Below are 9355 nucleotides of genomic sequence, written 5' to 3' on the forward strand. Positions count from 1 at the left end.
CCATGTTTGTCGGAATGATCCATCTCGGCCAGTTTGGCCAGCGCGTCGCGGCCCGTGCCAAGGTGGATGTAGTCATAGGTCAGATCGACCGGCTCTCCGATCAGCGCAACCTTGGCACCTGCGGCCCATGCCTTGCGGATGCGGGCGTTCAACACCGGTGCTTCGTCGCGCGGGTTGGTGCCGATCAGCAGGATCATCTTGGCACTGTCGATGTCTTCAATGGCGGCGTTGCCGACATAACCCGAGCGGTTGCCCCCAGGCAGTTTCGCCCCATCGGTGCGGCACTCGACACGGCCGCCCTGCCCCTCGATCAGGGCTTTCAGCGCATATGCGGCTTCGGTCGGGGCCAAATCGCCAACAAGGCCAGCAACCTTCTTGCCTTTCATTGCCTCGACGGCCTTTGTAAGCGCCTCGGGCCACGAGGCCGGGCGCAGCTTGCCGTTCTCCCGGATATACGGCTTGTCCAGACGCTGACGGCGCAGACCGTCCCAGACAAAGCGTGTCTTGTCGGAAATCCATTCCTCGTTCACGCCGTCATGGTTGCGCGGCAGGAAGCGCATCACTTCGCGGCCCTTTGTGTCGACGCGGATGTTGGACCCAAGCGCATCCATCACGTCGATGGATTCGGTCTTGGTCAGCTCCCACGGACGGGCAGTGAACGCGTAGGGTTTGGACACCAGCGCCCCCACCGGGCAGAGGTCGATGATATTGCCCTGCAAGTTGGAATTGAGCGTTTCGCCCAAGTAACACGTGATTTCTGCGTCTTCGCCGCGACCGGTCTGACCCATCTGGGTGATGCCTGCGACCTCGGTCGTGAAACGGACGCAGCGTGTGCAGGAAATGCAGCGCGTCATGTGGGTTTCGACCAGCGGTCCCAGATCCAGATCCTCCACCGCGCGCTTGGGTTCGCGGAACCGGCTGAAATCGACACCGTAGGCCATTGCCTGATCCTGAAGATCGCATTCACCGCCCTGGTCGCAGATCGGGCAATCCAGCGGGTGGTTGATGAGCAGGAATTCCATCACCCCTTCGCGGGCCTTTTTCACCATGGGTGAGTTGGTCTTGACCACGGGCGGCTGACCTTCCGGCCCCGGGCGCAAATCCTTGACCTGCATGGCACACGAGGCCGCAGGCTTGGGCGGGCCACCAACCACTTCGACAAGACACATCCGGCAGTTGCCCGCGATGGACAAACGTTCATGATAGCAGAAGCGCGGCACCTCGATCCCGGCCTGTTCGCAGGCCTGGATCAGTGTCATCGCACCGTCCACTTCAATCTCGTTCCCATCAATGATGATCTTGCGCAAGTCAGACATGCCCGAGCCCTTTGTTCCCATTTGGCTGGCGCAGTCGATGCCGTGGCAAACGGGCGATCGGCTGACGTCGACCGCCTTCTAACGCGGGTTATCGGATTAGGCCAGATCTTCAGGCAAAAAGATAACGGGAAATATCGACGCGCGGCGCATTTTTCTGCACCTGCATAATTTGCGGCTAGGTCAATGCCGTCAGAGGGTTAACGAAGCAGTTGGCCAATCTCGGTTTGCGCCTGAATCTGCGACTGACCAAAACGGCACAGAGCCGGGGTGTCATCCGGACGCACTCCGTTGGCTTGCAAGAAAGCCTCGGCTTTATCCTTCATCCGCGCCTTTTCCGCCTTTGACGTGACATAGGCCTCAACTTCTTCCTCGGTATATCCCATGTCGCGCGCAAGCGCCTTGAGCCGATTCAGTTCGGAATAGGCACGGATCAAACGGGCGTTGATCGTATCGCAGGATTTGCGGATCGCATCGGCAATCGCAACATACATCAACGCGTCGTCGATCGACGCCACCTCACGCAAGGGCTGTTTGGCAGAGGCTGCGCCCCCAAAAGAAAGCGCCGCGATCAGAATGGCGGTCAGTAGTCGCATCGAGTCACCCGTGTTGGTCTGACCTCAATATGGGGTCGCGCGCGACGGCTATTCAATATCAGGGATAAAACTTTTGTGATATCAGCGATTTATGGCTCGACACAGCGCCCGGTGAGAACAACGCGGTCATTCTGAACAACTAGGTCTTCATCCGCCACATCGGGTCCGTTGACCCATTCGGCATCGGACGAACCCAAGTAGGCGATGCAATGCTGAACCACCTGGTAAGCTGCCGCCTGCTTGGCCCCTTCAAGGCTGACCGATGCCGGACCACCCGTCGCGACAAAGGCCGCTCGGTCGCCACGTTCGGATCGCAAATCGCCCCCAAAGCGTGCGCCCTCGAAGGTAACGGTATCCCGTTCACTCTCCCCGCACGCTGCCAGCAGACAGAGGACCGAAGCACAGAGCCAACCTGATTTCATGGTGTCACCCCTTGGAATTTGTTGGCGGCACCATGCGCTTAGACAGGATGTGCATGCAAGCCCCGAGACGGAAAAAGGCGCGTCGACGCGCCTTTCAAGAAGGCCGTTCAATCGGCCTTGAAACGCGGTTTCGAAACCGCGTGGGAAAGCCGGTTCGAACCGGCTTGCCGCCTACTCCGCCGCAACCGCGCTGACGCGGCCGGTTTTCTGCGCTTTGATGCGGTCTTCGATCTCGTCGCGGAAGTTCTTGATCAGACCCTGGATCGGCCAGGCCGCCGCATCGCCAAGCGCACAGATCGTGTGGCCCTCGACCTGTTTGGTCACGTCGAACAGCATATCGATTTCCTCGACCTCGGCCTCGCCGCGCACCAGACGGTCCATGACGCGCATCATCCAGCCGGTGCCTTCACGGCAGGGCGTGCACTGGCCGCAGCTTTCATGCTTGTAGAACTTCGACAGACGCCAGATTGCCTTGATGATGTCGGTCGACTGATCCATCACGATCACCGCAGCCGTACCGAGGCCAGAGCCAAGCTCACCGCGCAGATAGTCGAAATCCATGATCGCATCGCGCATCTTTTCGCCGCGCACACAAGGCACGGACGATCCACCGGGGATCACCGCCTTGAGGTTGTCCCAACCGCCACGAATGCCGCCGCAATGCTTTTCGATCAGTTCTTCGAACGAGATCGACATCGCCTCTTCAACAACACAAGGGTTGTTCACATGGCCCGAGATCGCAAAGAGCTTGGTGCCCGCGTTGTTCTGACGGCCGAAGCCCGAGAACCACTGCCCACCCCGCCGCAGGATCGTCGGCACAACGGCGATCGATTCCACGTTGTTCACCGTGGTCGGGCAGCCATACAGCCCCGAACCTGCCGGGAACGGCGGCTTCATGCGCGGCATACCCTTTTTACCTTCAAGGCTTTCCAGAAGCGCCGTTTCCTCTCCGCAGATATAGGCCCCCGCGCCGTGATGCAGGTAAAGATCGAAATCCCAGCCCGAGCCTGCGGCGTTCTTGCCCAGAAGACCCGCGTCATAGGCCTCGTCGATGGCCCGCTGAAGCGCCTCTTTCTCGCGGATATATTCGCCGCGGATGTAGATATAGCAAGCATGCGCCTGCATGGCGAAAGACGCGATCAGACAGCCTTCGACCAGCGTGTGCGGATCGTGGCGCATGATCTCGCGGTCTTTACAGGTACCTGGTTCGGATTCGTCAGCGTTCACAACCAGATAGCTCGGACGCCCGTCGCCTTCCTTGGGCATGAACGACCACTTGAGACCCGTGGGGAAACCCGCGCCGCCACGGCCGCGCAGACCCGAGGCCTTCATCTCGTCAATGATCCAGTCCCGACCCTTTTCGATAAGCTTGGCTGTGCCATCCCAATGGCCGCGCGCCTGCGCACCCTTGAGGGTCCGGTCGTGCATCCCGTAGATATTGGTAAAGATCCGGTCCTGATCGCTCAGCATTGCTCAATCCTTGTCAGCCTGGCGCGCACGCCAGAGTTGGTATGTCATCCAAAGTCCTGCCCCGAACCCCGCCAATGCGGCGAGGTCGAACAGCGCCCGGGTCCGTTGGCTCCAGCCATATTCGGACCCTAGAGCGGTCACCAGGATCCAGAAGACACCGATTGCGGCAATGAACAGCGCGATCCGCCGTCCCTTCCGTGCCTCTTCTGAATCCCGGCTCATGGTGTGGTCTTAACCCCCGTCAGTACACGTCACCTTTGTCGACGCGCTTGGAGAATTCGGTTTCCCCGCCAGAGGCGAGGATCTTAGCTTGTTCGACCCAGTTGTCACGCGACACGCGGCCCTTGAACCCTTCGAGATTGGCATTCACCCATGCCTCTTCATCAGCGGTCCAGTTCGCGATCTGGTCGAAATGATAGAACCCCATCGAGTGCAGCAGCTTTTCCAGCTTGGGACCCACACCCTTGATTTCCTTGAGATTGTCCGGGCCGCCTTCGCGCGCCGCAGTCAGGGTAGCGGGCTTGGTGCCTTCGGCTGCGCCTTCCAGCTTGCCGTCGCCATCGTAATCGGGCGTTGCCGCAGCGGCGGGTGCTGCCTTTTTCGCCGGCGCTTTCGGTTCGGCCTCGTATTTCCAGTCACCCTTTTTCGCAGCAAGCTCTTCCTGACCGGCAAGACGGGTAGAGGGTTTCACGGGTGCTCCGGCATCGGCCTTCGCGGTTTGAGCCGTCGGCTTGGCCTCTGCGGCAGGAGCGGCAGCGGCTGGTGCAGCGGCAGGAGCGGCAGCGGCTGCAGACGATCTGACAGGCGCAGCTTTGGCCGGGCTGGTGCTTTCGTCAGCCGTTGGCGCAGGCGGAACCGAGACCGGCGGTGCATTGGGCGAAGCGGCTTTCGGCAGTGACGCCTTGGGTGCTGGCGCAGACGTTTCACGCGCGCCCGAGGCGTCGAAGTTTCCGGGACCACGGGCCGCTGGCAAGTCGCGGCAGAAGATCCAGCTGAACGCGAGTCCAAGGACAGCAAAGGCCAGACCCGCCATGAAAATGGCTCCGATCAAACCCCAGCCTCCAATGACAAGCAGCAGGATGAAGACAAGAAGCCCCACCCCTGCGGCCAAGGCCCATGACCCCAGATGGCAACCAAAGCCGGAATTCTGTTGTTGCATTCGTACTCTCCCTGTCCGTGTTCAGATGTTACTGATCGTAAACATCACCTTTCTTGACACGTGCAGAAAACTCTGTCTCGCCGCCTGAGGCAAGTGCCTTGGCCTGTTCGACCCAATTATCGCGGGTCACGCGGCCCTTGAACCCTTCAAGGTTCTGATCAACCCAGGCCACCTCGTCCACGGTCCAGCTTGCAATCTGATCGAAATGGTAAAAGCCCAGACGGTTGCAAAGGTCGGCCAGCTTGGGACCAATGCCTTTGATCCGCTTAAGGTCATCCCCCTTGCCGTCCCGCGCCGCACTCAGGGCCTCAGGTTTGGTTCCCGGCCCGGTTGCGCCTTCGGACGCTGCGGGCACAGCCTCTTCTTTCTCGACCTGCGCGGCTGTTGTCGCTTTGCCGTATTTCCAGGTGCCTTTGCGCGCAGCAAGTTCAGTTTCACCAGCCAGTGCAGCAGAAGGTTTGACCATCGACGCCGCATCCGGTGCCGGTGCCTTTTCCGGCTTGGGCGCTGCTTCGGCAGCCGGGCGCGACGGCGAGGTCACGTCATTTGCGGCTTTGGCCACTGTCTGCGGACGCCCACCTGCGTCACCCCAAGGATGCAACAGCGGAACCTCGGTGCCATCAATGCGCTTGACCGTATCGCCGATGTCTGTGGCCAGTTGCACGGATGCATTATACTGGTGCCGGCCACCCTCGAACTCGGTCAGGCTGGTCAGGCCGGATTTCGGCTCTGCCGCGTAGCGGCCATTCTGCGGACCGGGCACAGGGACCTTGCCAGCCACCAACTCGTCCAGAATCTCGGCAAAGCGGGCTGCGGTCAGGTCTTCGTAATAATCCTTGCCGATCTGGGCCATGGGCGCGTTGGCACAGGCCCCAAGGCATTCCACCTCTTCCCAAGTCAGCTTGCCGTCCGCCGACAGCGTATGCGGCTTCGATGCGATCTTTTCCTTGCAGACTGCCACCAGATCCTCGGCCCCGCAAATCATGCAAGACGTGGTGCCACAAATCTGAATATTTGCAACGCTGCCAACCGGTTGCAGCTGGAACATGAAGTAGAACGATGCCACTTCCAGCGCCCGCATATAGGCCATACCCAGCATATCCGCGACCGCTTCGATCGCCGGACGGGTCAGCCAGCCTTCCTGTTCCTGCGCACGCCACAAGAGCGGAATGATCGCGCTGGCCTGACGGCCTTCGGGATACTTGGTGATCTGCGCTTCCGCCCAAGCCTGGTTGGCCGGAGTGAAGGCAAAACTTGCGGGTTGTTCAGAATGAAGGCGTCGTAGCATGTCGTATCCTATTGCGTCATCACGCAGACAACGGGGAAAGTCTTGAACGGGTGGTCGCAGCCCAACTGGCGCTTATCCGACCCGCACGGATCATTCCGGTGCGCAGCTCCCTGTGATCAGGCGAACACCACCGTTTTCAAGTTTTACCGCTTCCTCGTTGGCCACTCGGAACGCTGCAGTCTGAATCACCTGCTCGCGGCTCATACCGGTCTGAAGTTCTACGGGAAGATAGTCGCTTTCGCCGACCAGTTCGCACCCGATAGATGCGACAGCTTCGTCGAAGGCCACGAGGTCAACGGGCGTGACACCTTCCGGCGGGATGGCGCAGGCTGCAAGCAGGCCCAGACCGGCCAGAGGCGCAAGAAAACGAGCAGTCATCGGTCAATCTCTCCGAACACGACATCCATCGTACCGATAATGGCTGCCACGTCGGCGAGTTGGTGCCCGCTGGCGACATGGTCCATCGCCTGCAGGTGCAGATAGCCCGGCGCGCGCAGCTTGGCGCGGTAAGGTTTGTTGCTGCCATCGGCCACGAGATACACGCCAAACTCGCCCTTCGGCGCTTCGACACAGGCATAGACCTCGCCCTCGGGCACGTGGAACCCTTCGGTATAAAGCTTGAAATGGTGGATCAGCGCTTCCATCGAGGTTTTCATCTCGGATCGCTTTGGCGGAGTGACTTTGCCACGGGCAAGGATGTCGCCCTGCCCTTCGGGCGCGCGCAGCTTTTCGATGGCCTGCTTGATGATCCGCAGCGACTGGCGCATCTCCTCCATGCGGACGAGGTAGCGATCATAGCAGTCGCCGTTCTTGCCAACCGGGATCTGGAAGTCGAACTCGTCGTAGCACTCATAAGGCTGCGACCGACGCAAATCCCACGCAAGGCCGGACCCGCGTACCATCACACCCGAGAAGCCCCAATCCAGGATTTCTTCTTCGGTCACGACGCCAATGTCCGCGTTGCGTTGCTTGAAGATGCGGTTTTCCGTCAGAAGCCCGTCAATATCCGCCAACACGCGCGGGAATTCATCCGCCCATTGGTCGATATCGTCGATCAGTTCGCTGGGAAGGTCCTGATGCACACCACCGGGGCGGAAATACGCGGCGTGCAAACGTGCGCCACAAGCCCGCTCGTAGAACACCATCAGCTTTTCGCGCTCTTCAAACCCCCAGAGCGGCGGCGTCAGAGCGCCCACGTCCATCGCCTGGGTGGTGACGTTCAGCAGGTGGTTCAGGATGCGGCCAATCTCGGAATACAGGACCCGGATCAGCGACGCCCGACGCGGCACTTCCACGCCGGTCAGCTTTTCGATCGCCAGACACCACGCATGTTCCTGGTTCATCGGCGCCACATAGTCGAGGCGGTCGAAATACGGCAGGTTCTGTAGGTAGGTCCGGCTTTCCATCAGCTTTTCGGTGCCACGGTGCAGCAGGCCGATATGCGGATCGCAACGCTCTACAATCTCGCCGTCCAGCTCAAGCACCAGACGCAAAACGCCATGCGCAGCAGGGTGTTGTGGACCGAAGTTGATGTTAAAGTTGCGGATCTTCTGTTCACCAGAAACCGCGTCAATGCTTCCGTCGTCGAATTTGGAGCCGTCCATCATGCTCTCCTCATTCCGCAGCGTCCAGACGGGCCGCCGTCCGGAACACTTTGGTCAACAGTTTCCATGATCCATCCGTAAGGACGAACCCAAGGTGATCTTCGTAACGCGCTGGCGGAACATCCACCCAAAGATGCACACGCGCCATGCAGTCGCCGCTGACATCGACGCCCAGAATTTCGTAGGACGCGTCGCCGCTGAACGGGGTCCGCGCGGAAACCCGTGCGAGATAGGCCGCCTTGTCCCAATGCTGGGTCGAGCCGTCGTCATTCACCAGCGTCATGCTGAACTGCTCGTGACACATGTCAGCAAACACATCCGCACGCGCGTAATAGACCGCCTCGGAATAGGCCACGGCCTGTGCGAAAACCGCCTCGAACGTCCGCATTTTGGTTACCGTACTGCTGTCCATCTCAGCCCCGCCCTGTCTCATCCGACTTGAACGCCATGATCCAAAGGAAGACCAAGGCGATCAGCGGGAAAATCGTCAAAAGTGCTGCCCAGTTAGGCAGGCCATAGCGAGGCAGCAGCTTCCAAAAGGGCACGACGATCAGAACGCCAATGACCAGGAACCAAAGGAAACCGCCGCCGCCGCCCATCATGCTTTGGCGTCCTGCTTCTCATCCCCGGGCAGCACGTATTGCGCGCCTTCCCATGGGGACATGAAATCGAACTGCCGATATTCCTGAACAAGGCTCACCGGCTCGTAAACCACGCGCTTCTTCTCTTCGTCGTAGCGCACTTCGGTATAGCCCGTGGTCGGGAAATCCTTGCGCAGCGGGTAGCCGCGAAACCCGTAATCAGTCAGGATGCGGCGCAGGTCGGGGTGACCCGAAAAGAGAATGCCGAACATGTCGAAGACTTCGCGCTCGAACCAGTTAGCGCTCGGGTGCACCCCGGTGATCGACGGCACCATCTCGTCTTCGCGGATGCTGACGCGCAGGCGGATGCGGTGGTTCTGATACATTGACAGGAAATGATAGACCACGTCGAAGCGCTTGGGCCGAGCCGGGTAATCCACCGCAGTGATGTCCACCAGCGACGAGAACTTGCAGGTGTTGTCGGTCTTCAGGAATTCGACAAAGCCCGCAATGTTTGACGGGGCGACGTCCACGTTCAATTCGCCGTGGGTCACATCCCACGCGATCACGCAGCCGGGGCGTTTCAGTTCCAGATGCTGGCCAAGCTCTTTGATGGCGTCACTCATCGTACAATCGTCCCTGTCCGGCGGATCTTTCGTTGCAGCGCCATGATGCCGTAAAGCAGCGCTTCGGCTGTCGGCGGGCAGCCCGGCACGTAGACATCGACCGGCACGATCCGGTCACAGCCTCGCACCACGGAATAGCTGTAGTGATAATAGCCGCCGCCGAAGCAACCAAAGCCGCAGGGCGCAAGCTGCTGATCGATTCAATGTCGGCCTTCGGCGCCCTGCCGCTCGACCCGGTCAAACTCAACTGCACGGCGTTTGTGTCCTCGGCCAACAAATGTATCGAAGGCGTCCCC

Annotated in this window: 12 protein-coding genes and 1 pseudogene; all 13 read right to left on the minus strand. The window is 60.1% G+C overall.

The annotated features are described in order from the left end of the window. On the minus strand, positions 1–1316 hold a 1316-nt coding region (gene nuoG / locus JJ869_RS19515; protein ID WP_292269802.1), incomplete at its 3' end, for an NADH-quinone oxidoreductase subunit NuoG. Positions 1317–1513: 197 nt separating this feature from the next. Beyond that, positions 1514–1909 (minus strand): DUF5333 domain-containing protein, encoded by a 396-nt coding sequence (locus tag JJ869_RS19520; protein WP_292269805.1) that lies wholly within the window; start codon positions 1907–1909, stop codon positions 1514–1516. Between the two features lie 89 nt (positions 1910–1998). After that, a complete protein-coding gene (locus tag JJ869_RS19525; RefSeq protein ID WP_292269807.1) occupies positions 1999–2331 on the minus strand; it encodes a hypothetical protein in 333 nt (110 codons plus the stop codon). Between the two features lie 171 nt (positions 2332–2502). Next, positions 2503–3801: an NADH-quinone oxidoreductase subunit NuoF gene (gene nuoF / locus JJ869_RS19530; protein WP_292269810.1), complete on the minus strand. Its 1299-nt coding sequence runs from the start codon at positions 3799–3801 to the stop codon at positions 2503–2505. Between the two features lie 3 nt (positions 3802–3804). Then, positions 3805–4023 (minus strand): DUF5337 domain-containing protein, encoded by a 219-nt coding sequence (locus tag JJ869_RS19535; RefSeq protein ID WP_292269812.1) that lies wholly within the window; start codon positions 4021–4023, stop codon positions 3805–3807. 19 nt (positions 4024–4042) lie between these two features. Then, on the minus strand, positions 4043–4960 hold the full coding sequence (locus JJ869_RS19540) for an endonuclease (protein WP_292269814.1): 918 nt from the start codon (positions 4958–4960) through the stop codon (positions 4043–4045). Positions 4961–4988: 28 nt separating this feature from the next. Further along, complete coding sequence (locus tag JJ869_RS19545) at positions 4989–6248, minus strand: NADH-quinone oxidoreductase subunit E (protein ID WP_292269815.1); 1260 nt, start codon at positions 6246–6248, stop codon at positions 4989–4991. A gap of 90 nt (positions 6249–6338) precedes the next feature. After that, positions 6339–6626, minus strand: coding sequence for a hypothetical protein (locus tag JJ869_RS19550; protein WP_292269818.1), 288 nt, complete (start codon positions 6624–6626; stop codon positions 6339–6341). Then, positions 6623–7852 (minus strand): NADH-quinone oxidoreductase subunit D, encoded by a 1230-nt coding sequence (locus tag JJ869_RS19555; RefSeq protein WP_292269824.1) that lies wholly within the window; start codon positions 7850–7852, stop codon positions 6623–6625. The genes JJ869_RS19550 and JJ869_RS19555 overlap by 4 nt, the downstream gene beginning before the upstream one ends. Before the next feature lie 10 nt (positions 7853–7862). Continuing rightward, positions 7863–8264, minus strand: coding sequence for a nuclear transport factor 2 family protein (locus JJ869_RS19560; protein WP_292269820.1), 402 nt, complete (start codon positions 8262–8264; stop codon positions 7863–7865). 1 nt (position 8265) lies between these two features. Continuing rightward, a complete protein-coding gene (locus JJ869_RS19565; protein ID WP_292269822.1) occupies positions 8266–8454 on the minus strand; it encodes a hypothetical protein in 189 nt (62 codons plus the stop codon). Beyond that, positions 8451–9059, minus strand: a complete 609-nt coding sequence (locus tag JJ869_RS19570; RefSeq protein ID WP_292269823.1) for an NADH-quinone oxidoreductase subunit C — start codon at positions 9057–9059, stop codon at positions 8451–8453. The genes JJ869_RS19565 and JJ869_RS19570 overlap by 4 nt, the downstream gene beginning before the upstream one ends. Further along, positions 9056–9220: pseudogene (locus tag JJ869_RS19575) on the minus strand (NADH-quinone oxidoreductase subunit B); the annotation flags it as partial. The pseudogene JJ869_RS19575 and the gene JJ869_RS19570, both read right to left, overlap by 4 nt. Positions 9221–9355: the final 135 nt, after the last annotated feature.

Origin of the sequence: Marivita sp. (assembly GCF_017643905.1) — a bacterium.
Lineage (GTDB): Bacteria > Pseudomonadota > Alphaproteobacteria > Rhodobacterales > Rhodobacteraceae > Marivita.

Bases quoted from the DNA above. Each gene is read 5' to 3' on its own strand.
- JJ869_RS19520 (WP_292269805.1), bottom strand. From the start codon at position 1,909: ATGCGACTACTGACCGCCATTCTGATCGCGGCGCTTTCTTTTGGGGGC.
- JJ869_RS19525 (WP_292269807.1), bottom strand. From the start codon at position 2,331: ATGAAATCAGGTTGGCTCTGTGCTTCGGTCCTCTGTCTGCTGGCAGCG.
- nuoF (WP_292269810.1), bottom strand. From the start codon at position 3,801: ATGCTGAGCGATCAGGACCGGATCTTTACCAATATCTACGGGATGCAC.
- JJ869_RS19535 (WP_292269812.1), bottom strand. From the start codon at position 4,023: ATGAGCCGGGATTCAGAAGAGGCACGGAAGGGACGGCGGATCGCGCTG.
- JJ869_RS19540 (WP_292269814.1), bottom strand. From the start codon at position 4,960: ATGCAACAACAGAATTCCGGCTTTGGTTGCCATCTGGGGTCATGGGCC.
- JJ869_RS19545 (WP_292269815.1), bottom strand. From the start codon at position 6,248: ATGCTACGACGCCTTCATTCTGAACAACCCGCAAGTTTTGCCTTCACT.
- JJ869_RS19550 (WP_292269818.1), bottom strand. From the start codon at position 6,626: ATGACTGCTCGTTTTCTTGCGCCTCTGGCCGGTCTGGGCCTGCTTGCA.
- JJ869_RS19555 (WP_292269824.1), bottom strand. From the start codon at position 7,852: ATGGACGGCTCCAAATTCGACGACGGAAGCATTGACGCGGTTTCTGGT.
- JJ869_RS19560 (WP_292269820.1), bottom strand. From the start codon at position 8,264: ATGGACAGCAGTACGGTAACCAAAATGCGGACGTTCGAGGCGGTTTTC.
- JJ869_RS19565 (WP_292269822.1), bottom strand. From the start codon at position 8,454: ATGATGGGCGGCGGCGGCGGTTTCCTTTGGTTCCTGGTCATTGGCGTT.
- JJ869_RS19570 (WP_292269823.1), bottom strand. From the start codon at position 9,059: ATGAGTGACGCCATCAAAGAGCTTGGCCAGCATCTGGAACTGAAACGC.